Raw genomic sequence first — 26,797 nt, 5'->3', positions numbered from 1 at the left:
CCTTATTTCCAACCTGGGAACCAGAGTTTCGCACCGAAGTCAGCATCTAATGCTTCCTTCACGCGAGGTGAGTTCTGATAGATTTCAACAAATTTTTTCAGCTTGTCATTTTTGTCCTGATAGTCCTCACGTACCGCAAATAGGATCGCGTAACGGTTGTCTTTGTTAGAGTCAAATAACAACGCTTGTTCTGGATCAGCTGTTTTAGCCAGACGTAGATAGTGCGGGTAACCGAAAGCCAGATCAACATCATCAATGGCACGTGCAGTTTGCGGACCTTCAACCTCAACGAATTGCAGATTTTTCGGATTCACTGCAATATCTTTTAGGCTAGAAAGGTGGTTATTCGGATCTTTTAAAGTCACCAGTTTAGCCTGTTGTAATAACAATAGAGCACGGCCTTGGTTGACTGGATCGTTTGGCACTACAACTTTCGCGCCGTCTTTAAGTTCATCCAGACTCTTAATTTTCTTGGAATATAGACCAACATGAGTTGCTGCACCTTTGGCAAACGCCTTGATTTTAAAATCAGTTTCTTTCTTCGCATTATCCAAAAATGGCTGATGCTGGAAGAAGTTAGCATCAATGTCACCATGATTCAGGGTGATGTTTGGTGTGTTCCAGTCTGAGAACTCGACCAGTTTGACATTGATGTCTTGCTGTTTGGCCTCTTCGGCTGCGACTTGTAAAGGTTTAGCGAAGGACGGGCTGATCCCAATCACCAGTTCATCCGAACCGGATTTCTTTTGTTGATTCCAGATCACCAAGCCGATAATCACGGCGGCAATAATCACCCCAATCATGGTGAATTTTGTTTTAGCTGTTTGTGCCATGTTGCACCTCAAAATAAATTTATGCTGATTGTTTTTGCTTTAAGTTTGTGTTCGCGGTAGAGGCAGAGTTTTGACATCGGAATTGCTGTACTGGATGCGCGCTAGGTAAGCGGTCACCTTGCTGAAACAGTTTGTGTCTGAAACTGCCTTGTTCATATTCAGTTTTATAGCGTCCGCGCTGCTGTAATTCAGGAATCACAAATTGGATAAAATCCTGATGCGATTCAGGTGCCACCGTGCGGGTCAGGTTGAAGCCATCAATACCAGTTTCATCAATCAGCTGAATCAGTTTTTCTGCCGCCGTTGCGCCACTACCTACGATCAGTGGATAACGACCACCCAGCTCATGTTGCGCTTTTAGGTCATTGGGTGTGATCTGCTGCTCTTTGAATTTGTCATTAACCGTCGCAATACTATTGGTCTTCTTGTAAGGAATTGGTTCATCATCAGCAAATTTGGACAGGTCAATGCCAACTGAGCTGGAATAATGTGCAAGACCTGCTTCAGGGCTGGCATAGGTGCGATATTCATCCAGCTTTTGCTGCGCTAGTTCATCCGTTGCTGCAGTCACGACGGTAATGCCGACAAAAATTTTGATTGCTTCAGGATCACGGCCTTGTTCAACCGCTTGACGACGAATCTGATCGACCTGTTTCTTGATCTTGTCTGGATGTTCACCACCAATAAACATGCCTTCAGCATGCTGGGTAGCGAAAGCCATACCACGCGGTGATGCACCAGCCTGGAATAGTACCGGCGTACGCTGAACAGAAGGGGAAACCTGGAATACGCCCTGACTGCGATAAAACTGGCCTTGGTGATTGATCTGATGCACCTTGGCTGGATCAGTAAAGATACGCTGCTGCTTATCTTTTAAGACAGCATCATCTTCCCAGGAGCTTTCCCAGAACTTGTAGCACAGCTGTAAAAATTCCTCGGCCTGTTCATAGCGCAGATCATGGTCTTTCAGGCCATTTTCACCAATCAGACGTTGTGCACTGTCCAGATAACCGGTGACAATATTCCAGCCGATACGGCCATGGGTCAGGTGATCCAGACTGGCAAAACGGCGGGCGAACTGATATGGCGATTCATAGCTGAGATTCACCGTGACACCAAAACCGAGATTCTCAGTGACTGCTGCCATGGCAGATACCAACGTGCTTGGGTCATGGCTGGGTAACTGAATGGATTCTCTTAGAGTCAGGTCAATGCCGTTCTGATAGACATCATAGACTCCGGTAATGTCGGCAATGAACAGGCCGTCAAACAGACCTTTTTCCAGCGTTTTCGCCAGATCAGTCCAGTAGCTCAGTTCATTAAAACGGTGTGATTCATCCCGCGGATGAGCCCACAAGCCATGATTGATATGACCCACGCAGTTCATATCAAAAGCGTTCAGCAGGATTTTTTTAGTTTTCGAGTTTGTTGTAGTCTTTGTCATTACAATGTCCCCCGGCGTGGAGGCAGAACACCATTCAGCAAATAATTGGCGATAAAATAGTATTTCCATCGTGAAGCATCATGCAGGGTATGCACGCGGGCATTACGCCAGAAGCGGTCTAAGCCATCTTCGCGCTGGCTACCACGACTGCCAGCCAGTTCAATCAGCTTCGATGATGCTTTTAATGCGGTTTCAGAACTGTGTGCACGTACTTTGGCTACATCTAGAGAGGCTTTGGCAACACTGACCTCAGTCGGAGCAACCTTGGCGGCATCAACAGAACGTGCGGCCTGTTTGAGTAACACTTCAGAAGCACGCACATCAGCTACCACACGGCCCAGTTCAAGTTTGGTCAGCGGATCATCGGTGGCCTTGTCCACACCAGAATCAATCCACGGACGCGCCTGACGTACACGGTCCAAGGTTTCCTCAAATGCAGCACGGGCAATGCCGGTTTCAATGGAGGCATGTAGCAATTGTGCGAAAGGACCGGAAATGGTTGGGCGGGAATAGGCCGTATCAAAACGTACCACATCTTCCTCAAGCACCTGCACGTTGTCGAATTTCACCGTGCCGCTGCCAGTGGTACGCTGGCCAAAACCGCTCCAGTCATCAATCAGGGTCAGACCTTCACTGTCACGTGGGACAAAGGCCAGGAATTGCTGTTCGCTTTCATGCACGACCAGTGTCGGAATGCGGTGCGCAAACAGGCTGCCGGTGCAATAGAATTTTTCGCCGTTAATGACATAACCTTGCTCGGTTTTGCGAATCGCAGTTTGGCGCTGTGCAGCAGTCTTGGTCTTGAATTCAGCTAGGGCATTACCAAAACGAGCACCTTTTAAGACTTCGGCATAGAGTTTCTGTTTTTGTTCCTCCGTGCCGTTATTGCGCAGGATTTCGAGACCATAGAAATGGTTTTGCGGAATCTGACCGATTGATCCATCCACACCGCTCATCAGGGCAATCACTTGTGCCACCGTATAGCTAGATACTTCTGCACCACCATATTCTTTAGGTACAGTAATCGCCCAGAGCCCGGACTGGCTATAAGCCTCGATTTCTTCGAAAGGCAGAATACGTTCAGCATCACGTTGTACTGAATTAATCTTGAACTGCTCTGCCAGATTATGGGCAATTTCTAGTGCTTCTTCATCAGATTTGATGATGTGCGCATGTGCCAGCTGTTCTGACTGCAATGGACTAATGTTTTGAAATGAAGTCATGGCAAATATCCTTAAATCCAGGCGTGGCGGGCAGGGAGTTTATGATTTAGGTAATAATCCCCAAGTGCATGCAGCTTCCAGCGGATCGGGTCATGCAAGGTATGCACACGGGCATTACGCCAATGCTGATCCAGATTGTGCTGACTGAGGCTGGAGCGACTTCCACCCAATTCCAGTAATTTTTCCGAGATATGTAGCGCAGCATCGTTGGCATAGACCTTGGCTTCAGCCACTAGAATTGAGGCTTTGGCTGCCTGCTCATCAGTCACAGATTCCAGCTGATCCAGTTCATCCAGATATTCAGCGGCTTCATCCAGCAGTAAAATCGCGGCATCGAGCAGCACAGAAGATTTGCCAACTTCCTGCAGGGTATAATGTTCTAAGCTGGCTTTTTCGACTTGAGCATCGACAATTGGACGTGCTTTTTGTACGGCAGTCAGCGTATCGGCAAAAGCAGCTTCGGCAATGCCGACATCAATCGCGACCTGCATCAATTGGGAATAGGCACCGCGGTAGCTTGGTTGATTTCCTAACAGACGCTCATCAAAAATCAATAGCGGATCAACTTCGACATGCTGAAGTTTGACGGTACCACTCGAAGTCGTGCGTTGACCAAAGCCATTCCAATTGTCGATCACTTCCACACCTTCAGCATTGCGATCGACAATGGTTAGTACTACATGGCCTTCTGGATGAATCGCTTTAATCGCTAACCAGTGCGCGAAGCTACTACCAGTTGAATAGAATTTCTCGCCATCCACAAAATAGCGGCCATTTTCAAATGTTAAAGTGGTGACAAGCGTCTTGGTATCTTTGGTATTGCGCTCTGGACCGCCATTCGCCAGACGCTTACCTTTTAGAATTTCGTTATAAATAAACTGTTTTTGTTCTTCTGTGCCCATGATCTCGATCATGTTGAGTAATGCGATCTGGTTCTGCGGAATTTGCCCGACACTTGAGTCAGCCTTATTAATAATCCGGAATACATGAGCCAGGGTTTTATTGGCAACAAATGCACCGCCGTACTGTTTCGGAATACGCATGCCGCCCAGGCCTTTCTGGCTGAACAGGTCAATCTCAGCAAAAGGTAATAGACGTTGCTGATCACGCTGATTACGGCCTTCCAGGGCAAAGTCTGCAACCTGATAAGCAGCATTAATCGCGTCGAGATCATTTTCGATGATATGAACTTTTTCAGAAGTTAAACGAGACATAATGACATCCTAAATCGATGCCAAAACGTTACAGCGAAAGCTTTATGTAATTAAGCAATTGCTTTTGCAAAGCTTATAAAAAAAGCTCTTTAAGATAAAAACTGCTAGATTCTTATAAATTTGGAATATAGTAACTGATTAAAATTAAATAGATTTTGAATAATTTCTTAATTTTAATAGATGTTTTTAAAGCAGTGCATATCTGCTTTATAGATAATCAAGACAAAAAAATGTATAAAAATACTCATCGCCGTGTTGAATAAGCAACATCTTTATTTTGAATAAAAAGTTCATTGTATTTCCAGTCTGGGGTGACTAAAGTATCCGACTAAATTAGATGGTTTTAATGCGATCTAACCTAAAAACAAGCATGGAGAATTTATGCGCATCTTATACCAGTTTCCACTTTCTCATTTTTGTGAAAAGGCACGCTGGATGCTGGATTACAAAGAGCTGGAATATGTCGCGCAAAACCTCATGCCGGGTGCCCATCGTGCCTTTGCCCGCCTGAAAACTGGACAAAACCGTTTACCGATTCTGCGTGATCAGGAACGGTGGATTGCGGATTCGACCAAAATCGCTCTATATCTGGATGAGCAATATCCTGAACACCGTCTGCTACCTGCAGAAGCAAGCTTGCGTCAGCAGGCACTAGATATTGATGAAATCACCCAGGAATTAGGCCGCCATGTGCGTCGCTGGATGCTGGCTCAGGCTTTATCGCATGACCATGAATCGATGGATATTCTGATTGGAGAAAAAGGCTATCTGCGCCAGTTTGAAAAATTCTCCAAGCCATTGCTAAAAACCATTTTGACCAAGGGTTATGCCTTGACTGAAGAAACACTGGAACAGTCCAAACAATTTATCAAGGATTCGGTTGAGCAGCTTAATCAGATCCGTATGGAAAAAGAAGGACCTTATCTCGTCGGTTCGCGTTTCTCTCTGGCCGATATTGCGGTTTGTTCGATTCTGGCCCCTCTATTGGCTATTCCGGGAACGCCGTGGGAGAGGGAAAGCTTTGAATCGATGTCGGATGAATACCGGGAATATCAAAGTCATCTGGCTGAGTTGCCATTAGGGCAATATATTCAAAAGATGTATCGTAATGAGCGCAATGCCCGTGTTGATTGGCGCGGTGTATAAAATTAAAAATGAAATAAAAAAACGCGCATAAAGCGCTTTTTTTTATGAGATTAGAATTAACTCCAAGGGCTGGTTTGATCAATATCACTTGTTTTACTGAAGCCACTGAGCAGTGAGCTAAAGTCAAACTTCGGCAGGGAACTACCACTTGAGATATTGGTAATAGTTTCTTTAATGGTTGGGAGGATTTCAGTAATGCTGATATTCGTAGCCGTATCAGTATTACTAATGCCGGAAATCAATTCGCTAAGATCAGGCAGTTGTAGGGACGAGTTGTTACCGACTAAATTGCCAAGACTATCCGTGAATGCATCCAGACCTAAACCCTCTAAGCTTGGCACGCCAGAACCGAGTGACCCGAGCAGGTCGCCAATTTCAGGAAACTGAACACCATCCAGAAGATCCGAGAATTGACCTTCGCTATCAATCAGCGCAATCACTGGTTTTAGTGCTGTAATCACATTGTTGAGGTCGCTGGATAAGGTGAGCAGTAATGGGTTATTCACAAAATCCAGCACCACTTGTACGCCATTCAAGACATCGTAAAGAGAATTCACGATTTCTGCCTGATCAGCGTCAAGAACGTCACTATTCGCTAATAGATTCAACAGTGGATTGATGCCTTTTAGTACATCTGCGATGGTGTCTGGCACATTACCTGAACCTGCAGAACTGATTGCAGATACCAATGTAGTCACACTACCAACCACTGTTGGTAAAACTTGGGTAAGCTGCTCCATATCAATGGATGAGTTACCTGTATCAATCGATGCAAGCAGTGGCATCAGGCTTTGCGTTACAGTTTGCGCAATGGTGCCCGTATCGATTTTGCCTGAATTGCTGATTAGACCACTGAGCAAATTGGTAATAGCACCGATATCAAGGTCACTGCTTGCATTGCTTATTAAGTTACTGGCTAACAGATTGACTGAACTGGTATCTAAACTACCTGTTGAGCCACCGATCAATCCGCTGATCAAGTCAACAATTGCACCGATGTCGAGATCACTAGCGGCATTGCCACTGATGAGACCACCGACTAGATTGGCAATTTGACCAATATCTACATCGCCAAGTCCGCCAGAACCACCAATTAAGCCACTAACCAGTTCAGCAATTTGTGCGATATCAATATCACCACCTTGAATGAGACCACTGACGATACCGACGATGACCCCAATGTCTGTTCCGCCAAGACCAGCAGTACCTCCAATCAGTCCACTCAGCAGTTGAGTGATTTGGGTAAGATCAAGGTCGCCACCTTGCAATAAGTTGCCAGCCAGTTCAGCAATTTTACTAAGATCTAGATTACCAGTACTGCCACCCATCAATCCGCTGACCAATTTGATAACTGCATTTAAATCCAGGGTTGATGTATTACCACCCATTAAACTGCCAAGCAGATTGCTGATTGAACCTATGTCAAAACCGCCACCATTGGCTTTCGTTAATTGGCTAATTAAACTGTTGATATCAAGTTTAGAAGCATTTGAGCCTGTAAATTGGCTAATTAAATCAGTGAGGGAACTGGAATTTAAACTTTTGCCAGAAAGCAGGCTGTTTAAGAGAGAATCTAGGGAAGGGGTAGAGGGGGTAGAACCTGTAATAGAACCAATAATGCCAGAAAGACTGCCACCCAATAAACCACCAAGTAAACTCGTATTTTGTATCTCTGTCGTGAGCACTGGACTGAGTTTAGTTTTAATTGAACTAAGAATACTAAAAGCCATAACCGTTCCTTGCGAATTTTTATCTTGTTATGTTTGTTGTGTGTTTTAGATAAACCGCTCAATTCTTATTCAATTTCTATACAAGTGTAAATCTAAGTTGGATTAATCATGCTTTGAAAATCCAGTTATCAGCGCCATAGGTTTTATTCATAAATAGTTTAGTGATAAATAAGAATGATTTATTTAAAAGCGACGTTTATCGAAAATTTGTTTTATACGACGAATGACCATAAGCATGACTTAAAACTGGTCATTGAGAGGGGTCTGGCATTTTTTTTCAAATAACTGGTAATTTATGAAAAATTTATCAATACTATCAGCAAAACAATGATGTATTTGAATAAAATGGCAAGAGATTAAAGATGGAATTAGATCGTTTTGATAAGCACATTCTTGAAATTTTGACCCATGAAGATGTCAATCTGAATGAACTCTCGGAGAGAGTAAATTTATCTGTGAGTTCGGTACACCGCAGGATCAAGCATTTGATCGATCATAATATTATCAGTGGCTTGAAGCGCGAGATTAATTATCAAAAATTGGGCTTTAGCCTGCATGTGCTGTTGCAGGTTTCCTTAAGCAAGCATGATAGCGATACTTTTGCCAAATTTTTAGAAGAATTAGAAAATATTCCGGAAGTCATTAACGCTTTCCTGGTGACAGGGCAGTCTGCAGATTTTATTGTTGAAGTTGTGGCACGTGATATGGAAAATTATAGTCAGATTCTATTAAGCCGAATCGGCAAGATCGAGCATGTCGTAGCACTGCATTCCAGCTTTGTGATCAAGGAATATAATGTTTTTAACTGTAGTGGTCTTTTAAATAAGGTTTAAAATTCCAGGCATTTTTTAACACATATAAAAAACGCACCCGAAGGTGCGTTTTGATCTCATAGAAGATTAGGCATCGAGTTGCGCTAAAACTTCATCAGAGAATTCAACGTTGGTATAAACGTTTTGAACATCGTCTAGGTCTTCAAGCATATCGATCATTTTCATGATTTTTTTCGCTTGGTCGATATCTGTGATTTCAGCTTTGGTAGACGGGCTCATCACCACTTCAGCGTTATCAGATTTTAAACCTGCAGCAGCTAAAGCATCTTGTACTGTACCGAAGCTTTCAGGCGTAGTGATCACCAGGATTTCATCTTCATCCACTTCGATGTCTTCAGCACCCGCTTCAAGCGCCACTTCCATGATTTGATCTTCTAAAGACACATCTTCAAAAGTAATTTCGCCACGTTTAGTGAATAGGAAGGATACTGAACCGTTGGTACCGAGGTTACCATCAGTTTTAGTAAAGCAGTGACGTACATCAGGAACCGTACGGTTCAGGTTATCTGTCATGGTTTCAACAATAACCGCAACGCCGCCTACGCCATAACCTTCATAGGTTACTTCTTTCAGATCATCGTTATCTTCACCACCGGCACCACGCTGAATTGCACGGTTGATCACATCACGTGTCATGTTTACAGATAATGCTTTTTCTACAACAGCACGTAGACGAGGATTACTACCCGCATCAGCGCCACCGAGTTTGGCAGCAGTTGTTAATTCACGAATGTATTTGGTAAACAACTTACCACGACTGGCATCTTGTTTTGCTTTACGATGCTTAATATTGGCCCACTTGGAATGACCCGCCATGCGAAATATGCTCCTTGTAGATTGGCTGTATGCCTATCGAATTGCGCCGATTCTACCATAAGCTCTTTTTTTGAAAAAAGAGTCTGGATTTGAGATTTAATGATAATGCCAAAAAAATAGGCAATAAAATAGAAAGGCAAAGCAATAAATGTAAATAAAAACTTAAGAAAATGTTTGCTGAGAAAATGCCTAAATAATAAAAGGGCAGGTGAAACATTATTCTCAAGCCCTTTTATGGAAAGTTTATTCCGGGATAATGATATCCAGACCAACATTCTCTTTATAGAGCTGCTTGATTAAAGCCAGATCATGCGCGAGATCAGTCGGGTAGATTTTGCCAAAAATCCCGCCTTGCTTGGTCTTGGAATTGGCGTACATAAGCACAATTGGCACATTGGCAGCTTTGGCAATATGCCAGAAACCGGTACGGATCGGTTTACGCGCTTCACCATTTTTGGCACGGGTGGCTTCAGGTGCGATCACCAGATTGAATTTTTCATTATTCTGAAAATGTTCAACCATTATACTGACAATATCTTTATTGGCTTTACGGTCGACCGCGATACCACCCATGGCTTCCAGAATTGGTTTCATTGGGCCTTTGAACAGTTCTTTCTTGATCAGGGTATGAATTTTGATGTCATACATTTTAAAGAGTGCCAAAGATAGAACTGCATCCATCATGGATGTATGTTCAAATCCGACAATGACCTGTTTATCTTCGAGTACATCGGGTTCGACATGATATTGCCAACCGGCAAGTTTAAATGCAGATTCGCCAATAAATTTGTTTAGCATAAGTAGAAAGAAATAAGAGCTAACGGTATGAACTGCATAATTTCTTCCTGTTCTTATTCACAGTCAATAGGCTTTAATTAAAATTCATTAATAATATAAAAAATCCAAAATTAAAAATGTATATTAAATAGTTTTTTAAGACCTGAAAGATATAAATAAATACTTAATAATCCTTAGGAAATATCGTCTTATATAAAATAAGTCTTAAAATGATGAAAAAATGACTATCCAGCACAAATTTTAGTTATTAGACTTTTGTCGAAGAAAAGAAGAAATTGTGTCTTTTCTATTTTCTGGTCATTTTCTCTCTGAGATTGAAACCTATGACGTATATTACAGCTTTCATGTTCTCAATGCTTCTTTTAGCACTGGTTATTGTATGGTCTTTAATCGAAATCTATATGGATTTGCGTAAAGACGAGAAATTGGAATCAGAATTTTAGCCTTTATAGATTTTTAAAGAATATTTCCTGTGATTATATTTCCATATATAATAGTTGGTATTTTTATTGATTATGGATATATTGAGACGTAAAAGCGATCAATTTATCGATTTGATATTCGAATAATTAGCGTAGCTCTCTTTATTTTAGATAGAAAATATAGATGTCATATTAGGGCTTTGCTAACTCAAATTAGACTGAAGTCTTAAATCCTAAACAGGGCAGTTATTAAGGATAAAAAATGGTTGCTGGCTAAGTGTGCAAGCAGCAAGAAAAGTACTTGTTTTTTGATCTAATCTTGGCTAGTATTCAATGCGCCTGAACTAGTTGAAATATAACAAATTCAGTCTATATAGGGCCTATAGCTCAGTTGGTTAGAGCAGCGGACTCATAATCCGTTGGTCGACAGTTCAAGTCTGTCTGGGCCCACCAAATTTATCAAGCACTTAGAAGCATTACTTCTAGGTGCTTTTTTAATTCCAGATTCTATGTAAGCACTATGTAATTAATTAAAATAAAGCATAGAAGCAGAGCCATGTATATTTTCCGTCTATATAGGAAATAGAATAACTTCATAAAAGGTAGGATTTTGGTAGGTAGTCTTCTCTATAGATTTATTCCATACTTCTATTACGGTGAGAGCCCCTAGTAATAATAGAGAAATGGTAGAAGGAATCAAACCATAGCTTTTAAGGAAATTACAGATTAAAAAAACGGTTTACTTATCCCTTATGTTTATTTTATAAAAATAGAGATACACAAGTAGTCAAAATCTTTAAAACGGCGCTGTAAGCCTCTATGTAAGTCAACTCTCCACTCGATGGACTTACATTTTTTTACAACCCTGCTCACGCTTTTTGAAAGCGGGCCAAGAAAACGTATCCCCATACGAGCTTTTGGCTTATCCTAAATCCTTGAGAGGATAAGGAGCAGGCGTTGTTCTTTTTTCAAAATTTTAATGAGCTCAAAACAGGAACTAAATATTTTTATTTTAGAATAGAATCATATATCTTGCTATAAGTGATTTCTGTCCTCAATTTATTAAATGGAAATATATAAAAATTATAGTGTTAAGGTTCTTTAGGATTTTTAATTTTTAGTTCAATTGAAATTTATTACAAGTTTAAAAATTAAAATTAAATAAAGTCTAATATTTAAAGTTTCTGAACTTTAAGTAATACCTGATGCACTGACTGACTCTTTGGCATCAGTTCAATTAAGCGTTTTACTGCATCAATTGCTTCTGGGAAACGTGCTACATGTTTAAGCAATATATCCGTTTCATTGGCTTTAAAAATAGCATCACTGAGTCGTAGTTCCAGACAATTCCGCCAAGCACATAGAAATGGACTTTCAGTCTTTGCCAAGAATACACCTGTATATAGTTTCAAAGCAGAATCGATATAACCGGCATCCAGAGACTGTTCTGTTTGCAGGAAATCAGCTTCTACATGAGCGAGTATACGATAAGGCCGTGAACCCAGCATGCCACCTAATAGATCTCTAAGTTGTGACATTTCTGCTTTTAAGGTGCCCATACTCACTTTGCGTTCGCCATAGAGGGCCTGATGCAGATTATCCAGACTTAAACCTTGTGGACATAAAGCTAAAATCGCAAGAATTTCAGTCTGACGTGGCGTAATTGTTAGAGCTTTACCATTAAAAATGACCTGCGGGACAGAAAAGGCACGAATATATAAATGCTGTCTTTGTGATTCCAATAAAGCAGATTGAATAATGGAGGCACAGCGTTCTGCTGCCAGTAGTCCAAAACTATTATGCTTTTGCCATTCAGTGGACAAGGCAATTACACCCAGAATGTGTTTGGAATACGGATCAATAATGGGTGCAGCATAACAGGCCATATCTTGGACCGATGGCATGTAATGTTCGCTAGAAAACACACAGCTAGACTGTTGGGTTTTGATCGACAGCGCGAGAGCATTGGTGCCAACCAGTTCTTCACGCCACTGACCACCTTCAATGAGATGCACATTTTCAGCCACCTTACGCATTTCAGGACTGGATGCTGTCCACACTACAGTGCTACCTACATCTCCTAGAGCTAATACCATAGAAGACTGTTCGGCAATGTGTTTAAGGTTCTCAGCGCAATATTGCAAAGCATGACTTAAAGTTGAGGGTGAACGCACTTTCTTGAGATCGAGGAGTGGGGCAGCTAAACGATCTTTGGGGATATGAGCTACAGACGAGCGCTGCCATGAACTGACAATGCTCTGTTCTAGTTGTGCAGCATGAGATAGCGACAAACTACTGCTTTGGCGTAGCTGATCAATTTTTTGTCTGTGTAGTATCAGATTTTGCTCTGTCATCATTCCTTATTCTCACAATAATTCATGATTTACACCCATTGTAATTATTATTGTTTTTATGAAGAATCAAAAGAAATGTAAACCTGTCGTATTTCAAATCTTTTCTAACTTTATGACGATTATATTAATCTAATGGTGTGAAAAAGTACCTTATACCATAGCTGTAGATGCAATTTCATCACATTAAAATAGGCTAAGGAAATAGATATGCATGATATTGATCCGAATTCGCTTAGTCTAAAAATTTATTAGAAAAATCTTTTAGTGGGTAATAGATCATTCTAAGTAAAGGCGAAAAATATTTTGATCATTTCTTCTTAGTAAGTACTAAAGCAGATTCTGGTTCACTTTTTTATGATCTTTTTCAAACTAAAAAGCAGCTTTCAAATTTCAATTTTATATAGAAAATTTAAGGAATTTCTAAAAGCATTAAATACTGGCTAGTAGTTAGCTGCACTGTAATGATGCCGGCAAAATTATTTGAACGAATTTATAGAAAGCCTGAATCTATCTTCAGTTTTTTTCGAATCTCTCTAAGCCTGATATTGACTGAATCAGGCGTTATATAGCCTATAGAATAGTTTAAAGTTCAATTTATTGTCTTGTAAAAACCTTATTGATTAAAGATAACTTCTATAAATCAGTAACCTATGAAATGATGATATTTGAATAGAAAGAAAACTTTAAAAAGCAGACGAAGTGTATTTGACAGAATGTAAAAATATGTTAATAAATATAATATGATTTTTAAACCAAAAATCATGGATGTTTCAGGAAGAAAGATCAGGAAGCTGATAAAAAATAATTACAGGAGTTTTAGCAATGCTTCAATTATTAAAAAAAATATTTTGTCTGCACATTTATGAATACCAGCAAATGGAGGAAATTGGGGCAGATTGGGAATGCCGCAAATGTGGTACCCAAAGAGATTAAAAAATACTGCAAGAAAAAGTGAGCGATATGCTCACTTTTTTATATCCATTATATTTAATCTAAACTCATATCCATTAAAATCATTACCAGTACCACATGATGAGAAGGCTTAAATGAGCAAAGATTTCCATGCCAAAACCTATATTGTAGATGAAAATCTGGCTGACACTTTACACTGGTTAAGCCTGCATCAGGACTGTTATGACTCTTTTAGTTTTGATGCACTGACGCAGGAACTGGTCGTACATCATGCCAATGGAACAGACCAGATCCGGATCGGTGATTATCTCAATGCCAGTTATGGCATTTTAATTACTGCACATAACTTTTCAGCATCTTGAATTATTTCAATTAACTTGCCATTGCATCAGTCGCCAATGCGCGGATGCTTGGCTTAGGTTGTTCTGCTACCAGTCCCAATTTTTCAAAGAGCTGCTGGTCACGACCTTTGGCTGTATTTGGAGTCGTTAGCAGTTTTTCGCCTGAGAAAATCGAGTTGGCACCCGCCATAAATGCTAATGCCTGATCTGAGTCAGTCAGTGATTCACGGCCTGCCGAAAGACGAATATAACTTTTTGGCATCAGAATGCGGGCCACTGCAATAGTTCGAATCCATTCAATCACATCCAGTTTTTCAACATCTGCCATCGGTGTGCCTTCGATTGGCACCAGCATATTGATAGGCACAGATTCCGGATGAATTGGAAGGGTAGAAAGCTCAAACAATAAACCGATCCGGTCATTACGACTTTCACCTAAGCCGACAATGCCACCACTACACACTTTTAAACCCGCTTGACGCACATGATCCAGTGTATCCAATCGGTCATCAAAACTGCGGGTACTGATAATATGTGAATAGTATTCACGTGACGTATCCAGATTGTGGTTGTAATAATCCAGTCCTGCATCTTTCAGGCGTTCTGCCTGTGAGGCATTCAGCATGCCTAAAGTCATACAAGTTTCGAGTCCCAGTGCTTTGACTTCACGTACCATGTCCAGTACATAAGGCATATCACGTTCATGCGGATTACGCCACGCTGCTCCCATACAGAAACGTGAACTGCCAGAGGCAAGAGCTTCTTTTGCTTCCTGAATTACTTTTTCTACTGCGATTCGTTTTTCCGCTTCGAGTTTGGAGTCATAATGTGCGGACTGAGAACAGTATTTGCAATCTTCTGGGCATTTACCGGTTTTAATAGAGAGCAGGGTACTGACCTGAACGGCATTGGCATCAAAATATTGACGATGAACCTGTTGAGCCTGAAAGAGCAAATCCATTAAAGGTTGTTGATACAGGGCCTCAATTTCTGCACGAGACCAATCATTACGTATCGGATCAATACTGTTCATCTGTCCATCCTTGTTCATATTTATTTATCAGGCTCCATCTTAAGTAAAAGTATCGCCATCTTCATTAGCAAAATATGACCTTATAGAAAAAACAAAACCCACACAAGGTGAGCTTTGTAGTTGAACTCTTGATCGGAGTTTATTCACGATGATTTCCGTGAATATTCTGGTTTTGTAAATCACTACGATGTTGCTTGTTTAATACACGTTCATCTTGTTCGTGCTGGTTATTTTTTGGAGAGCCAAGCGGGCCATGTTGTGACTGCTGCTGTTGCTGTTGTTGCTGCTTCTGGTGTTGATGTTGCAACTCTTCAAGCTGTTCCTGATTTTGATGTTGTGTATCAGATGACTTTTGCATATCCACCTCCGGCTTTATTTCTATTCTTTTTCCTTTATGCCATAGCTTGCACAGTAACTGTGTAAGGCTTTGACGAGAAAATGTGAACCGAAGTAAAAATTGAAAATTACCGGGATTTTGCCAGTTGTTCCTGTATGGCCCAGTCAATATGAACTTGTACAATCTCATCATGTTGATTCTGCTGAGCTTGTAATGCCTGGACAATCTGTGGATCAAAAGGCGCATTACCCAAGCCGATCGCAATATTGCGTATAAAGCTCTGATAGCCGGTACGGCGTAATGGACTGCCTTCAGTTGAGCTTAAAAATGTAGCTTCATCCCATTGCCAGAGATCCAGTAAACTCACTTGATCCAGTCCATGTCGGGGGTGAAAATCTTCAATATTAGTTTTTTGAGCAAAGCTGTTCCACGGACAAATCAACTGACAATCATCGCAACCGAAGACCCGGTTACCAATCCCTCGACGTAACTCCTCTGGAATGATCCCTTTATACTCAATGGTTAAATAAGCAATACAACGACGTGCATCCAGCATATACGGTTCAACAATAGCCTGTGTCGGGCAAATATCAATACAGGCTGTGCATGAACCACAATGTTTGCTTGCAGGCTCATCAAAGGGCAGTTCCAGTGAGCTAAACAGCTCACCTAAAACAAAGAAAGACCCGGATTTTTTATGGATTAATAAAGTATGTTTACCGGTCCAGCCCATGCCCGCACTTTCGGCCAGGGATTTTTCAAATACAGGAGCAGAGTCTGCAAAGGGGCGGGATTCAAATTCACCGACTTTTTCCCGAATTTTAGAAGCCAGCATTTTTAGGCGCCCGCGCATGGTCTTATGATAGTCACGACCACGGGCATAACGGGCAATAATCGCAGAATTTGGTGCATAGGGCACTAGACGCGGTTCTGGAAGGTCGACCAGATAATCCATTCGTACACAGATCACGGATTTGGTATTGGGAATAAGCAGTGTGGGATCGGCACGTTTTTCCAGATTTTCTTCCAAAAACTTCATATCACCGTGATAGCCGCGGTCTAAATATTCCTGCAAGCGGACTAATTCTGCTTGAGCATCCGGTTGGGCAATGACACAATCAGAAAAACCCAGTTCTCGTGCCTGCGCTTTGATCCACGCTTTCAGTTCATGGGGATCTTGTTGATAAACTTGGATTTGCGCTTGGGAATCGGGTGTTGTCATAAACCAGAAACAGGAAATAAGAAATGCAGCAGCAAGTTTATCATAGCCGCAATATACAAGCATGGGAGCAGCGCTGGTTTGGCAAGCAAAATAGTTCTTATGGTTTGATGCAACAGGTAGCATGGTCGATTGCGCAGCGACTCATCCCTTTGTTGGAACAACAGCAATTGACCCGAATCGCTGTGTGTTGCGGTCAGGGTAATAATGCCGGTGATGGTTATCTGATAGGTAAATATTTAAAACAGGCCGGTTTTGAAATAGATATTTATGCAGCAGAACCCGATCCATCACAGGATCTGGCTCAAGCAATCCGGGAAACTCAGCAAATCGGTATACCCACTTATTCAGGTTTTAATTTTCAGAAACAATATGATGTCTATATTGATGCCTTATTTGGGATCGGCTTGAACCGTGATCTGAATGAAAATTGGCAACAGATTATTCAAAGCATTAATGCCCAGCAAGGTCTTAAAATTGCAGTGGATATTCCAAGCGGACTGCATGCCAATACAGGCCAGTCTTTGCCGGTTGCCATTAAGGCAGATCATAGTTTTACTGTTTTAGGTTTAAAGGCGGGACTATTTACCGGACGAGGCAAAGAATATGCCGGCAAGGTAGAGGTCATCTCGGTTATTCCTCCCGATGCTGAACTTGTGCCGATAGCTCAAATTTCCTCGACTCAAATTCATCTGCCTAAACGTGAAGCTTTTGGACATAAGGGCAGTTATGGGCATGTGCTCGTAATTGGGGGGCATGCCGATATGGGCGGTGCGGTCATTATGGCAGCTGAGGCAGCCTTTGCTGCCGGTGCAGGTAAGGTCACTGTGGTTTGTGATACCAAACATCATACTGCCATTTTGTCACGTGCTCCGAATATCATGCTGCGTGATATTAATGCGCTAGATGCTGAGCAACGCCAAGCTTTAGTTCGTCATGTGGATGCTGTCTGTTTTGGTATGGGGTTAGGACGAGATACTTGGGCTGAACAGCAATATAAATACTGGTTTGACCTGATTCAGCAATCAGAACTGGAGACAGTTCTCGATGCAGACGCCTTGTGGTTTCTGGCAAAATCACCACAAAAGTTGAATGCCCATACTTATGCAACACCACATCCGGGTGAAGCGGCTACTTTGTTAGAAATGAAAGCATCAGAAGTCGAAGCAGATCGTATTCAGGCAATTCAACAGCTCCAGCAAAAATATCAGGGACAATGGGTGCTCAAAGGTTCAGGTAGCCTGATTTTAGAAGATGCTCTTTTCATCTGTACCGCAGGCAATGCCGGTATGGGAACCGGAGGAATGGGAGATGTACTTGCTGGCATGATCGCAAGTTTGAAAGCCCAATTTAAAGATGCCATTCATTTACATGAGATCGTAACTTTGCACGCACTTGCAGGCGATTTGCTGGCAAAAAATGGGGAGCGCGGCTTGCAGGCACAAGATATGAAACATGCCATTTACCAGGTTGTGAACCACTAAGGAAAATAAAAATGCAGGCCATTCATTTGATCATTCAGGGCAAAGTGCAGGGCGTGGGCTACCGTCGCTGGTTTGAACAACAAGCAATTCAATTAGGTTTAAAGGGTTTTGTGCGTAATCTGGAAACAGGCGAAGTCGAGGCTGTCATTGTTGGGAAGGAAGCGATTGTTCAGGACATGATCCAGCTCAGCAGAACTGGATCACAACGTGCAGAAGTCACTGCAATTCATCAGCAGAGTTTGAATCTTCAAGACGCGGATTTTCAGGATTTTAAAGTATTAACTAAAGACTAACGACGACGGGTGCTGACCCGGCTGCGTCCGCGTGCCATACCGCCTAAGGCATTCAATACGGCCATTTTACTCATGCTGCCTGAAGCATGAGCATGACAAATCGCAGCAGCAAGTGCATCGGCAGCATCTTGTTGCGGTTTGATTGTCAGGTTCAGAATACGCATAACCATCATCTGAACCTGTTCTTTGTCTGCAGCGCCATAGCCCACAACAGACTGTTTGATCTGCCGTGCCGTATATTCGGCAACTTTCAGATCCAGATTCACCAAGGCTGCGACTGCCGCACCACGAGCCTGACCCAGTTTGAGAGCAGAATCCGGATTTTGTGCCATAAACACCTGTTCCACCGCAGCCTCGGTCGGGCCGTAAAATTTGACAATCCGTTCGACACCAGCAAAGATTCGTTTTAAACGTTCAGGCATTTCCGCTGTTTCAGTTCTAATCGTTCCTGCATCAACAAAAGTGAGTTTTGAACCTTCTTTTTGGATGATACCGTAACCTGTTAGACGCGAACCGGGATCAATCCCAATAATTAATGACATGCCTGCACTTTAAAAATAAAATAATGCCCATATTGTTACATAAGCGTATCAAAAAAGCTTGATCCTGATGAAGCAGTTGATTACAGCATCCTAATATTTATTTTACTGAGATTAGATTAATTTTCATGAAATTATTTCTTATTATCCTGGCCGGCTTAGTCCTCGAAGTATTTGTATGGATTGGCGTGGGTGACCTTGTCGGGAGCATGTGGTACGTATTTTTCTGGTTCGTGGCGGCTTTCTTTATCGGTATGAACCTGATCCGGAAATATTCGGCCGGTGTAATGCCACAAATGCAGCAAATGCAGATGGGACAGATGAGTGCAGATCCAGCATTATCAAATAATTTGCCTAAAATCTTAGCCGGCTTTTTCCTGCTGATTCCTGGTTTGATTAGTGATGTGCTTGCGGTATTAATGCTGATTCCACCTGTACAACGTGCTTTCCAGGCAGCCATGATGAAAATGATGATGAAACGTCAGCAAGCCATGATGGAAAAAATGATGGGTGGCATGATGGGCGATGTCGGTGGTGGTGCAGGCCAAAACCCGTTTGCTGAAATGATGCGTCAAATGCAGGATATGCAGAACCAGCAGGGGGGGCATGGCGATTCAACCATTATTGATGGTGAAGCTCGTGAAGTGACCCCGGAAGCCAAGAAAATTGAAATGAAAGATGTGAACAAGAAATAAAATCACGCTTTCAATATAAATGCTTCAAGCCGAATCTCATGATTCGGCTTTTTTATTGGAACTTTCTAATTTCATTAAACAAAAGTTATAATAGTTTTTTTACCATTTGATCTTTTTTAAATGTCCTTGCTTTTTACCATCTGTTTTCTGCATTTTGTTGCTCAATTAAGCCCGGGTCCTGACATTTTACTTATCGCAAAAAGTGCTGCTTCTACGACACGTATGAATGCCTTAAAGGTGATTGCCGGAATTTCAGCGGGGATCGTGGTTTGGGTGATATTGACGCTAGCTGGCTTTACCGTACTGATCGATCAGTTTCCCTGGATTCAGCAAGTATTGATGGTCATCGGTGGGCTATTTTTGGCCAAAATGGGCTGGGCCATGCTAAAAAGTGGCTGGCAAAGTTTTCAGAACAGACATCAAACTCAAGATGATTTAAATACGGTAGAAGCACCAAAAAGTTATTTTATGCAGGGTTTATTGACTAATCTGTCGAATCCTAAAACCCTGATCTATTTCAGTAGCGTATTTTCACTTGCACTGAGTTCATCAGCTTCTGATTATTTAAAAGCACAACTGGCAGTGATTATTCCACTGCAAACATTTATCACTTTTACTTTACTAATGCTATTAATTTCCCATCCTAAAATTAAAGAGGCTTACCAGCGATCAGGAAGTTATATCGATATGATTTCAGGCGGATTATTCCTGATTTTTGCAGTCTGGTTATGGTATGACGCGCTAGTTCTAATGAACTAAAAATCTTAATTTGATGGAGTGACAGAGGAGTTTTCGTTAGAAAGCTGCTGTGCAGCGGAAGCGTCAGAAACTGGATGATCCTGTTTCTGCACTGGAGACTGATAACGATTCGGTTTAAGGGTGGCCTCAGTATTTTCCGAACCCTGATAACTGCGACTGCGATTGGCACGCTCACGTAAGCCGCCTTTTTTAATTAACTGAACCATTTTCATCTCTCATTGCAAGATGACTTATTGTAATTCAAATTTTCTATTCTGGCAGCGTTTCATATTCAAGTTAAAAACGCATAAAAAAGACCTGATCCAAGTCAGGTCTTGCTGGAGGATAAAAAATTAGCGCGGACGTTTATTATCTTGTTGCAGCACATCAAATAAAGACGACTGAGCTGGCACTTCCTGCTGCTGTGACTGGATATAAACATGCATTACCTTGAACGCGATTGCAGTAACCAGACAGGCCACCAGACATAAAATCCAAAAACCATAAGGGCTGCGAATATTATGTGAGCCACAGGCATGACATTCTTTTTGGCCAGCTTCCACAACTTTATCGCAGCACGCACAGTGATATTGATAGTACATTGCTAAGCTCCATTACATTTCTGATATTTTTTTTGTTATCTTTCACGGACTTTTATTTCAGGTCTGCATTTCATGTTAATGAGGCAATTAGACGCTGACAAGTCATATAACAAAAAGTTACCCAAGTCTCAGTGAGGAAAACAAATAATAATTGGCTAAGTACATAACATCGTTAGATTATTTCAAGAAAATTCTCTGAAATAATTAACTATGCTATCTATCAATTCATAAGCAATTTTTGAACCAGTACTAGTTAAGCTTAAGAGCAACAAGTATAAAATGGCAAATAGACAGGGCAAGAACTTATATGGCTTAATCTGCCCTACAAAAAAGAATGATATGGAATATATTTTGCTTATTTTTTAACTATTCGTTGCACTGTATTAAGTCTATAAAAATGTTTAATTTCAATAATTTTTATGAAAGTGCATTATAAACTTAAGGAACAATACTGATCTCATGAAGAAAATATCACTGTTTTTATCATCCTTGCTCTATATGAGCAGTCTTTATGCACAATCGGATATTGAAAAGGAAGTTATTGCCCAGTTTCAGCAGGATTTTAATGCGCAAAATTATGCAGCAATTTTTGAAAAGTTTTCACCTGAAGCGAAAAAGGCGATTCCTTTAAATATGTTTGAAAAAGTCTCTAAAGACTTACAGCAGCAACTCGGCAAAATACAAAGTCTTAAGTATATAGAGTCTAAAGGTAAAGAGACTGCAGTCTATAAGGCCAACTTTGAAAAAGACCGTCTGAAACTCAGCATGAGTTTGAATAATGATCAACAGATTTCCGGCCTTTTATTTACGCCCTATATCGAATCTACCGCAGCAAATAATAAGACAGTCAATGCTATTCAAGGCTATCCAAAAGCGATTGCAGAGAAAATTTATCAGGCTACTCGTACTTTTCCAGAACAAACTCAAGTAGCGATAGCGGTATTAGATCAGGACAAACCCCATTACTATGGAGTACAGAAGCATAAGGACAAAATCCAGGCCAAGGCCAATCAGGATAAAATCTTTGCAATTGGTTCTCTGACCAAAGTGATGACATCAACCATATTGGCTGAACTGGTGACACAAAATAAAATTAAACTGGATGACAAGATTAATCCTTATTATGCCTTTCCATTCAAGGACAATATCCAGGTTCGCTTTCAGGATTTAGCCAATCATACGTCTGGACTGCCACGACTACCGAGTAATTTGGAAGTAGATGATGATACTGATCCATATAAGGAATATGATGCAGCTAAACTGGAAGAATATTTAAAAAATTCCTTAGAGCTTGAACATGCAAATAACAGTGGAAAAGTGCCACATTATTCTAATTTGGCTGTGGCTTTATTGGGACAGAGTTTGAGTCAATCGCAAAATAAGGATTTTGTTGAGTTACTCAATGTATATGTCTTTAAAAAGTATGGAATGAAAAATAGCTATACCTCGCCTGATCAAGCAGCTAAGCAGCTTGTACCTGCATTTGATGCCAAGGGAAAAGAAATTACCACTTGGTCATTTAATACCTTTTTACCCGCGGGCGGCGTATTCTCAACAGCTTCAGATTTAACCAGATTTGCACAAGCCCAGTTCGATGCAAAAAATGCAGCAATACAATTAACTCAGCAAGCAACCACAGAAAAAGCAGGTAGCTACCAATTGGGATTGGGCTGGTTTATACGAGAACAGGACAATGGCACCAAAATCATCTGGCATGGCGGGAATACCGCAGGGCATTCTGCTATTTTGATGATCGATTTAAACAAGAAAAAGGCGGTCACGATTTTAGCTAATGTTGCTGCTGTACATCCTGAAATGGGAAATATTGAAAAACTGGCTGCTCAATTACTACAGGAATAAATCAGCTTTAAGATATAAAAAAGCCCGCATTACGCGGGCTTTTTTAATTCATGAATTTTAAGGATTACTGACCAGAACGGATGATGTAGTCGAAGGCAGATAATGATGCTTTGGCACCTTCACCAGTCGCGATGATGATCTGTTTGTAAGGAACAGTGGTACAGTCACCTGCAGCAAACACACCTTTCACATTGGTTTCATTGCGCTCGTTAATCACAATCTCGCCACGTGGAGTTAATTCCACTTTGGTTGATTTCAAGAAATCAGTGTTTGGTAACAAGCCGATCTGAACGAAGATCCCTGCAAGTTCTACTGTGTGCTCTTCATCAGTTGCACGGTCTTTGTATTTCAACGCTGTGACTTGTGAACCGTCACCGATCACTTCGGTAGAAAGTGCATTTTTGATTACAGTGGTGTTTGGCAAGCTGTTCAGTTTGTCCTGCAATACCTGGTCCGCACGCAGTTTGGTATCAAATTCAACCAAGGTTACATGCTCAACAATACCCGCAAGGTCAATCGCAGCTTCTACACCGGAGTTACCACCACCAATTACCGCAACACGTTTACCTTTGAATAATGGACCATCACAGTGTGGGCAGTATGCAACGCCACGAGTTTTGTATTCTGCCTCACCTGGAACATTCATTTCTCTCCAGCGTGCACCGGTAGACAGAATGACTGTTTTAGATTCAAGTTTCGCACCATTTTCTAAAGTCACTTCTACCAGACCATTGGCTGTGCTATCTGCACCTTTGATGTCAGACACGCGTTGCAGATTCATGATGTCAACACCGTATTCACGCACGTGTGCTTCCATTTCAGCGGCAAATTTCGGACCTTGGGTTTTTTGCACTGAGGTATAGTTTTCGATGTCCATGGTATCCATCACCTGACCGCCCATGCGTTCAGCCACGATGCCAGTTTTGATGCCTTTACGTGCTGCATAGATCGCTGCAGTATTCCCTGCAGGTCCACCACCAATCACTAGGATATCAAATGCATCTTTGGCATTCAGTTTTTCAGCAGCTTTGGCTGCGGCATTGGTATCCAATTTGGCAATGATTTCTTCCAGTGTCATACGACCCTGACCGATATGTTCATTGTCCTGGAAGACCATTGGTACGGCCATGATTTTGCGTTCTTCCACTTCGTCCTGAAAGAAAGCACCATCGATCATGGTTGCTGTGGTACCCGGGTTATAGATGGCAATCAGGTTCAATGCCTGAACGACATCCGGACAGTTATGACAGCTGAGTGATACGAATACATCAAAGTCAGATTTGATGCCCAAACCTTTAATTGATTCCAGAACTTCGGCAGAGACTTTTGGTGCATAGCCTGAAGTTTGTAACAATGCCAGAATCAGGGAAGTAAACTCATGACCCATCGGCAAGCCTGCAAAGAACACACGAGGCTGTTCACCGGCTTTTGCCACACCAAAGCTTGGTGCACGTTTGTTGGTACCGTCAAAACGGGCAGTCACTAGATCAGAAAGCTGGGCGATTTCCTCAACCAGTTCTTTGATTTTGGCTGATTTGTCAGAGCCATCCAGAGTTGCCACTAATTCAATCGGGCCTTCCAAACGTTCAAGTAGTGTTTTTAATTGAGCTAAAGTATTTTGATCTAACATTGCTAACGTCTCCAAAGGAGTAAGAATTCATTCGATAAGTAGATACTAAGCTAAATCGATAAATAGATAAAACAGTTTGTTTTTATAAATTTAATCGGTTTTGCAAATGTATTGAAAAATTCATGATTAATTTCAAGCTTATATCTGGGTGCTTAGCATGAATTTTCAAGTAGTTTAGAATGATATTGCTCTTTTTCGGTTAAGATTGGAATTCTGCATTTGAGAGTTGAACGATGGAATTACAACGCGGTATTTATCAACATTATAAAGGCAAGCTTTATCAGGTCCTGCATATGGCAAGGCATAGTGAAACAGAAGAAAAACTAGTGGTTTATCAATGCCTTTATGGGGACTATTCAATTTGGGTACGACCACTATCCATGTTTACTGAACGTATTATCACCAGTGATGATCGTGAAGTAGAACGCTTTAAATTGGTTCAGGCACTTTAATCAATCCATAAAAAATTTATTTAGATCACCTCAGGGAAGAGCAATGAATCAATTACAACATTTTGAAAGTTTCATGCAGGAGCTGTATAAGACCTTGCATGCGCATGATCTTCAGCAAACTGAACGTCTGCAACGCTATCGAAATATTGAGCCTGAATCAGGTCGATTTTTATCATTACTCATTCGTGCCCAGCAGTCCAAACGTATTCTGGAAATCGGGACTTCTACGGGTTATTCCACTTTATGGTTGGCCGAAGCTGCCCGGCAGACTCAAGCGACGATTACAACATTAGAAATAGATGCAGAAAGAGTTAATCAAGCCAAGCAGTATGCAAATCTGCTAGGTCTGGATAATTTGATTGATTTTAAAGTGACAGATGCATTGCATTATCTACACGCTGAGCAGGACGTATTTGATTTTATATTGTTAGATGCGGAACGTGATGCTTATGTGGATTATTGGACCCATTTGGCCCGATTACTCAAGCCAAAAGGTGGAGTATTACTGGTGGATAATGTGATTTCACATGCTGCGGAAGTAGAAGAATTTATTCAGCTGATCCAGCAGGATTCACGTTTTATCATGAGTACGTTGCCGATTGGAGCTGGCTTACTCATGGTGACTTATCGTTAAGCAGAAATTAGTTAAATTAAAACAGGCAAACTCGGTCGAAATGTAAGTTGTATTCAAGATATTTCTGTACAAAGGCCATTTTATCTTGTCGTCTTAACAGGTTGTCATAAACAAATTCGGGAACAGGATGGTAGAGTTCTATATCGCCATTGCTATAAATGATTTTCAGGTGGCGGCTAGAAGGACTATAAGCCCATGAGATCACGGTTAGCAGTTTTTGCATACGTTTTCCTCCACTGAATATTATTATCTTATGTCTTGAACTTATGCCAACTGACATTGAAGATGTATAACTGAATTGTAAGCATAAGTAGGGGATTGTTATGAAGAGGATGCAATATGCATGCCTGATTTTTATATGATCTTTAAAGTGAAAAATAAAGATTTGGTAGGATAGCTTTAGATAGAAGAAAAGGGAAATTAAAATGTTTGGCCAATAGAGCAATCAAATAAATGTTCAAATAAAAAAACCACGCTAAAAGCGTGGTTTTTTTGAATCAGTTCAATCTAATGCAGATTAGATTTTACCAACTAGGTCGATTGAAGGAGCAAGAGTTGCGTCGCCTTCTTTCCATTTAGCTGGGCAAACTTCGCCTGGGTGAGCGTGTACGTATTGAGCTGCTTTAACTTTACGAAGAAGTTCTTGAGCATCACGACCGATACCGCCAGCGTTGATTTCAACGATTTGGATTTTACCTTCTGGATCGATCACGAAAGTACCACGGTCAGCAAGGCCGTCAGCTTCGATTAGTACGTCGAAGTTTTTAGCAAGAGTCCAAGTAGGATCGCCAACCATTACGTATTGGATTTTTTTGATTTCTTCAGAAGAATCGTGCCAAGCTTTGTGAGTGAAGTGAGTGTCAGTAGAAACTGAGTAGATTTCAACGCCTAATTTTTTGAATTCTTCGTAGTTGTCAGCAAGGTCGCCAAGTTCAGTTGGGCAAACGAAAGTGAAGTCAGCTGGGTAGAAGAATACTACAGACCATTTACCTTTAAGATCAGCTTCTGTCACTTCGATGAATTTACCATTTTGGAACGCAGTTGTTTTGAACGGTTTAACTTCAGTATTAATTAAGCTCATCATTGTCTCCATGATTGAGGTTTGTATTTAATATCCAATAGGGTACAGAAATTATTTTTCTTGCTGAAACAGTATTTTTACATAACATACATCGGAAAAACCGAATTAAGCTAAAAATAAAACACCATCAGCAC

At 41.3% G+C, this 26,797-nt stretch carries 27 protein-coding genes and 1 tRNA gene; 11 read left to right on the top strand and 17 right to left on the bottom strand.

Going from position 1 to position 26,797, the window contains the following annotated elements; genetic code table 11:
• Positions 1-2 precede the first annotated feature (2 nt).
• From FTV25_RS03950 to FTV25_RS03935, 4 genes are read right to left on the bottom strand one after another with little or no spacing between them, the layout of a single operon-like run.
• Positions 3-833 (bottom strand): MetQ/NlpA family ABC transporter substrate-binding protein, encoded by an 831-nt coding sequence (locus tag FTV25_RS03950; RefSeq protein WP_180002171.1) that lies wholly within the window; start codon positions 831-833, stop codon positions 3-5.
• 19 nt (positions 834-852) lie between these two features.
• Entirely contained in the window at positions 853-2,277 is a 1,425-nt protein-coding gene (locus FTV25_RS03945; protein WP_180002172.1) for an LLM class flavin-dependent oxidoreductase, read from the bottom strand.
• Positions 2,277-3,500: an SfnB family sulfur acquisition oxidoreductase gene (locus FTV25_RS03940; protein ID WP_180002173.1), complete on the bottom strand. Its 1,224-nt coding sequence runs from the start codon at positions 3,498-3,500 to the stop codon at positions 2,277-2,279. The genes FTV25_RS03945 and FTV25_RS03940 overlap by 1 nt, the downstream gene beginning before the upstream one ends.
• Before the next feature lie 11 nt (positions 3,501-3,511).
• Complete coding sequence (locus tag FTV25_RS03935) at positions 3,512-4,714, bottom strand: SfnB family sulfur acquisition oxidoreductase (protein WP_180002174.1); 1,203 nt, start codon at positions 4,712-4,714, stop codon at positions 3,512-3,514.
• 381 nt (positions 4,715-5,095) lie between these two features.
• On the opposite strand from FTV25_RS03935, the gene FTV25_RS03930 reads away from it, so the two are divergent.
• Complete coding sequence (locus FTV25_RS03930; protein ID WP_166136146.1) at positions 5,096-5,860, top strand: glutathione S-transferase family protein; 765 nt, start codon at positions 5,096-5,098, stop codon at positions 5,858-5,860.
• A 56-nt stretch (positions 5,861-5,916) separates the two neighbouring features.
• Here the strand turns inward: FTV25_RS03930 and FTV25_RS03925 are convergent, their stop codons facing one another.
• Entirely contained in the window at positions 5,917-7,590 is a 1,674-nt protein-coding gene (locus FTV25_RS03925) for a hypothetical protein (protein WP_180002175.1), read from the bottom strand.
• A gap of 362 nt (positions 7,591-7,952) precedes the next feature.
• Between FTV25_RS03925 and FTV25_RS03920 the strand changes: the two genes are divergently transcribed.
• A complete protein-coding gene (locus tag FTV25_RS03920; protein WP_004784091.1) occupies positions 7,953-8,423 on the top strand; it encodes an Lrp/AsnC family transcriptional regulator in 471 nt (156 codons plus the stop codon).
• 66 nt (positions 8,424-8,489) lie between these two features.
• Here FTV25_RS03920 and FTV25_RS03915 read toward each other — a convergent pair whose 3' ends face one another.
• Entirely contained in the window at positions 8,490-9,239 is a 750-nt protein-coding gene (locus FTV25_RS03915) for a YebC/PmpR family DNA-binding transcriptional regulator (protein ID WP_004784089.1), read from the bottom strand.
• Positions 9,240-9,482: 243 nt separating this feature from the next.
• On the bottom strand, positions 9,483-10,037 hold the full coding sequence (locus FTV25_RS03910) for a 1-acyl-sn-glycerol-3-phosphate acyltransferase (protein WP_180002176.1): 555 nt from the start codon (positions 10,035-10,037) through the stop codon (positions 9,483-9,485).
• Between the two features lie 798 nt (positions 10,038-10,835).
• On the opposite strand from FTV25_RS03910, the gene FTV25_RS03905 reads away from it, so the two are divergent.
• Positions 10,836-10,912 (top strand) — tRNA-Ile (locus FTV25_RS03905).
• Positions 10,913-11,634: 722 nt separating this feature from the next.
• Here the strand turns inward: FTV25_RS03905 and FTV25_RS03900 are convergent.
• Positions 11,635-12,816: a transcriptional regulator gene (locus tag FTV25_RS03900; protein ID WP_180002177.1), complete on the bottom strand. Its 1,182-nt coding sequence runs from the start codon at positions 12,814-12,816 to the stop codon at positions 11,635-11,637.
• A 1,043-nt stretch (positions 12,817-13,859) separates the two neighbouring features.
• On the opposite strand from FTV25_RS03900, the gene FTV25_RS03895 reads away from it, so the two are divergent.
• Positions 13,860-14,087 carry a hypothetical protein gene (locus FTV25_RS03895; RefSeq protein ID WP_125279759.1) on the top strand — a complete coding sequence of 76 codons (228 nt, stop codon included), beginning with the start codon at positions 13,860-13,862 and terminating at the stop codon, positions 14,085-14,087.
• Positions 14,088-14,097: 10 nt separating this feature from the next.
• Here the strand turns inward: FTV25_RS03895 and bioB are convergent, their stop codons facing one another.
• From bioB to queG, 3 genes are all read right to left on the bottom strand, one after another.
• Positions 14,098-15,099, bottom strand: coding sequence for a biotin synthase BioB (gene bioB, locus FTV25_RS03890; protein ID WP_179993091.1), 1,002 nt, complete (start codon positions 15,097-15,099; stop codon positions 14,098-14,100).
• A gap of 139 nt (positions 15,100-15,238) precedes the next feature.
• The gene (locus FTV25_RS03885; RefSeq protein ID WP_005236211.1) at positions 15,239-15,457 is read right to left on the bottom strand and encodes a hypothetical protein; all 219 of its coding nucleotides are present in this window, start codon (positions 15,455-15,457) and stop codon (positions 15,239-15,241) included.
• Positions 15,458-15,563: 106 nt separating this feature from the next.
• The gene (gene queG / locus FTV25_RS03880; protein WP_180002178.1) at positions 15,564-16,658 is read right to left on the bottom strand and encodes a tRNA epoxyqueuosine(34) reductase QueG; all 1,095 of its coding nucleotides are present in this window, start codon (positions 16,656-16,658) and stop codon (positions 15,564-15,566) included.
• A gap of 23 nt (positions 16,659-16,681) precedes the next feature.
• Here queG and FTV25_RS03875 point away from each other — a divergent pair, with 23 nt between their 5' ends.
• Together FTV25_RS03875 and FTV25_RS03870 are read left to right on the top strand one after the other, a co-directional pair.
• Entirely contained in the window at positions 16,682-18,139 is a 1,458-nt protein-coding gene (locus tag FTV25_RS03875; RefSeq protein WP_180002179.1) for an NAD(P)H-hydrate dehydratase, read from the top strand.
• An 11-nt stretch (positions 18,140-18,150) separates the two neighbouring features.
• On the top strand, positions 18,151-18,432 hold the full coding sequence (locus FTV25_RS03870; RefSeq protein ID WP_180002180.1) for an acylphosphatase: 282 nt from the start codon (positions 18,151-18,153) through the stop codon (positions 18,430-18,432).
• Here FTV25_RS03870 and ruvC read toward each other — a convergent pair.
• Complete coding sequence (gene ruvC / locus FTV25_RS03865; protein WP_004784062.1) at positions 18,429-18,974, bottom strand: crossover junction endodeoxyribonuclease RuvC; 546 nt, start codon at positions 18,972-18,974, stop codon at positions 18,429-18,431. The two genes, FTV25_RS03870 and ruvC, sit on opposite strands and share 4 nt — an antisense overlap.
• A 125-nt stretch (positions 18,975-19,099) precedes the next feature.
• Here ruvC and FTV25_RS03860 point away from each other — a divergent pair, with 125 nt between their 5' ends.
• On the top strand, positions 19,100-19,666 hold the full coding sequence (locus FTV25_RS03860; RefSeq protein ID WP_159124495.1) for an FxsA family protein: 567 nt from the start codon (positions 19,100-19,102) through the stop codon (positions 19,664-19,666).
• A 120-nt stretch (positions 19,667-19,786) separates the two neighbouring features.
• On the top strand, positions 19,787-20,425 hold the full coding sequence (locus FTV25_RS03855) for a LysE family transporter (protein WP_159124496.1): 639 nt from the start codon (positions 19,787-19,789) through the stop codon (positions 20,423-20,425).
• 5 nt (positions 20,426-20,430) lie between these two features.
• Here the strand turns inward: FTV25_RS03855 and FTV25_RS03850 are convergent, their stop codons facing one another.
• Together FTV25_RS03850 and FTV25_RS03845 are read right to left on the bottom strand one after the other, a co-directional pair.
• Positions 20,431-20,631 carry a hypothetical protein gene (locus tag FTV25_RS03850; RefSeq protein ID WP_005236199.1) on the bottom strand — a complete coding sequence of 67 codons (201 nt, stop codon included), beginning with the start codon at positions 20,629-20,631 and terminating at the stop codon, positions 20,431-20,433.
• 126 nt (positions 20,632-20,757) lie between these two features.
• Positions 20,758-21,006 carry a hypothetical protein gene (locus FTV25_RS03845; RefSeq protein ID WP_004784054.1) on the bottom strand — a complete coding sequence of 83 codons (249 nt, stop codon included), beginning with the start codon at positions 21,004-21,006 and terminating at the stop codon, positions 20,758-20,760.
• A gap of 459 nt (positions 21,007-21,465) precedes the next feature.
• Here FTV25_RS03845 and FTV25_RS03840 point away from each other — a divergent pair, with 459 nt between their 5' ends.
• Positions 21,466-22,866 (top strand): serine hydrolase, encoded by a 1,401-nt coding sequence (locus tag FTV25_RS03840; RefSeq protein WP_180002181.1) that lies wholly within the window; start codon positions 21,466-21,468, stop codon positions 22,864-22,866.
• A 64-nt stretch (positions 22,867-22,930) separates the two neighbouring features.
• On the opposite strand, the gene ahpF is transcribed toward FTV25_RS03840, so the two are convergent.
• Positions 22,931-24,496: an alkyl hydroperoxide reductase subunit F gene (gene ahpF, locus FTV25_RS03835; RefSeq protein ID WP_180002182.1), complete on the bottom strand. Its 1,566-nt coding sequence runs from the start codon at positions 24,494-24,496 to the stop codon at positions 22,931-22,933.
• 233 nt (positions 24,497-24,729) lie between these two features.
• Between ahpF and FTV25_RS03830 the strand changes: the two genes are divergently transcribed.
• Entirely contained in the window at positions 24,730-24,948 is a 219-nt protein-coding gene (locus FTV25_RS03830) for a DUF1653 domain-containing protein (protein WP_166139403.1), read from the top strand.
• A gap of 43 nt (positions 24,949-24,991) precedes the next feature.
• Positions 24,992-25,582 carry an O-methyltransferase gene (locus FTV25_RS03825; protein ID WP_180002183.1) on the top strand — a complete coding sequence of 197 codons (591 nt, stop codon included), beginning with the start codon at positions 24,992-24,994 and terminating at the stop codon, positions 25,580-25,582.
• A 16-nt stretch (positions 25,583-25,598) separates the two neighbouring features.
• Here the strand turns inward: FTV25_RS03825 and FTV25_RS03820 are convergent, their stop codons facing one another.
• Both FTV25_RS03820 and ahpC read right to left on the bottom strand, forming a co-directional pair.
• A complete protein-coding gene (locus FTV25_RS03820) occupies positions 25,599-25,805 on the bottom strand; it encodes a KTSC domain-containing protein (RefSeq protein WP_004784043.1) in 207 nt (68 codons plus the stop codon).
• A gap of 294 nt (positions 25,806-26,099) precedes the next feature.
• Positions 26,100-26,663 carry an alkyl hydroperoxide reductase subunit C gene (gene ahpC, locus FTV25_RS03815; RefSeq protein WP_004784041.1) on the bottom strand — a complete coding sequence of 188 codons (564 nt, stop codon included), beginning with the start codon at positions 26,661-26,663 and terminating at the stop codon, positions 26,100-26,102.
• Positions 26,664-26,797 lie beyond the last annotated feature (134 nt).

Origin of the sequence: Acinetobacter sp. YH12249, assembly GCF_013417475.1 — a bacterium.
Lineage (GTDB): Bacteria > Pseudomonadota > Gammaproteobacteria > Pseudomonadales > Moraxellaceae > Acinetobacter.
The sequence above is the reverse complement of the archived record's forward strand: the minus strand, read 5'-3'. Positions and strand labels throughout refer to the sequence as shown.

What these genes read in the sequence shown, in the direction of transcription:
- FTV25_RS03950 (WP_180002171.1), bottom strand. Translation starts at nt 833, where the DNA reads ATGGCACAAACAGCTAAAACAAAATTCACCATGATTGGGGTGATTATT.
- FTV25_RS03945 (WP_180002172.1), bottom strand. Translation starts at nt 2,277, where the DNA reads ATGACAAAGACTACAACAAACTCGAAAACTAAAAAAATCCTGCTGAAC.
- FTV25_RS03940 (WP_180002173.1), bottom strand. Translation starts at nt 3,500, where the DNA reads ATGACTTCATTTCAAAACATTAGTCCATTGCAGTCAGAACAGCTGGCA.
- FTV25_RS03935 (WP_180002174.1), bottom strand. Translation starts at nt 4,714, where the DNA reads ATGTCTCGTTTAACTTCTGAAAAAGTTCATATCATCGAAAATGATCTC.
- FTV25_RS03930 (WP_166136146.1), top strand. Translation starts at nt 5,096, where the DNA reads ATGCGCATCTTATACCAGTTTCCACTTTCTCATTTTTGTGAAAAGGCA.
- FTV25_RS03925 (WP_180002175.1), bottom strand. Translation starts at nt 7,590, where the DNA reads ATGGCTTTTAGTATTCTTAGTTCAATTAAAACTAAACTCAGTCCAGTG.
- FTV25_RS03920 (WP_004784091.1), top strand. Translation starts at nt 7,953, where the DNA reads ATGGAATTAGATCGTTTTGATAAGCACATTCTTGAAATTTTGACCCAT.
- FTV25_RS03915 (WP_004784089.1), bottom strand. Translation starts at nt 9,239, where the DNA reads ATGGCGGGTCATTCCAAGTGGGCCAATATTAAGCATCGTAAAGCAAAA.
- FTV25_RS03910 (WP_180002176.1), bottom strand. Translation starts at nt 10,037, where the DNA reads ATGCTAAACAAATTTATTGGCGAATCTGCATTTAAACTTGCCGGTTGG.
- FTV25_RS03900 (WP_180002177.1), bottom strand. Translation starts at nt 12,816, where the DNA reads ATGATGACAGAGCAAAATCTGATACTACACAGACAAAAAATTGATCAG.
- FTV25_RS03895 (WP_125279759.1), top strand. Translation starts at nt 13,860, where the DNA reads ATGAGCAAAGATTTCCATGCCAAAACCTATATTGTAGATGAAAATCTG.
- bioB (WP_179993091.1), bottom strand. Translation starts at nt 15,099, where the DNA reads ATGAACAGTATTGATCCGATACGTAATGATTGGTCTCGTGCAGAAATT.
- FTV25_RS03885 (WP_005236211.1), bottom strand. Translation starts at nt 15,457, where the DNA reads ATGCAAAAGTCATCTGATACACAACATCAAAATCAGGAACAGCTTGAA.
- queG (WP_180002178.1), bottom strand. Translation starts at nt 16,658, where the DNA reads ATGACAACACCCGATTCCCAAGCGCAAATCCAAGTTTATCAACAAGAT.
- FTV25_RS03875 (WP_180002179.1), top strand. Translation starts at nt 16,682, where the DNA reads ATGCAGCAGCAAGTTTATCATAGCCGCAATATACAAGCATGGGAGCAG.
- FTV25_RS03870 (WP_180002180.1), top strand. Translation starts at nt 18,151, where the DNA reads ATGCAGGCCATTCATTTGATCATTCAGGGCAAAGTGCAGGGCGTGGGC.
- ruvC (WP_004784062.1), bottom strand. Translation starts at nt 18,974, where the DNA reads ATGTCATTAATTATTGGGATTGATCCCGGTTCGCGTCTAACAGGTTAC.
- FTV25_RS03860 (WP_159124495.1), top strand. Translation starts at nt 19,100, where the DNA reads ATGAAATTATTTCTTATTATCCTGGCCGGCTTAGTCCTCGAAGTATTT.
- FTV25_RS03855 (WP_159124496.1), top strand. Translation starts at nt 19,787, where the DNA reads ATGTCCTTGCTTTTTACCATCTGTTTTCTGCATTTTGTTGCTCAATTA.
- FTV25_RS03850 (WP_005236199.1), bottom strand. Translation starts at nt 20,631, where the DNA reads ATGGTTCAGTTAATTAAAAAAGGCGGCTTACGTGAGCGTGCCAATCGC.
- FTV25_RS03845 (WP_004784054.1), bottom strand. Translation starts at nt 21,006, where the DNA reads ATGTACTATCAATATCACTGTGCGTGCTGCGATAAAGTTGTGGAAGCT.
- FTV25_RS03840 (WP_180002181.1), top strand. Translation starts at nt 21,466, where the DNA reads ATGAAGAAAATATCACTGTTTTTATCATCCTTGCTCTATATGAGCAGT.
- ahpF (WP_180002182.1), bottom strand. Translation starts at nt 24,496, where the DNA reads ATGTTAGATCAAAATACTTTAGCTCAATTAAAAACACTACTTGAACGT.
- FTV25_RS03830 (WP_166139403.1), top strand. Translation starts at nt 24,730, where the DNA reads ATGGAATTACAACGCGGTATTTATCAACATTATAAAGGCAAGCTTTAT.
- FTV25_RS03825 (WP_180002183.1), top strand. Translation starts at nt 24,992, where the DNA reads ATGAATCAATTACAACATTTTGAAAGTTTCATGCAGGAGCTGTATAAG.
- FTV25_RS03820 (WP_004784043.1), bottom strand. Translation starts at nt 25,805, where the DNA reads ATGCAAAAACTGCTAACCGTGATCTCATGGGCTTATAGTCCTTCTAGC.
- ahpC (WP_004784041.1), bottom strand. Translation starts at nt 26,663, where the DNA reads ATGAGCTTAATTAATACTGAAGTTAAACCGTTCAAAACAACTGCGTTC.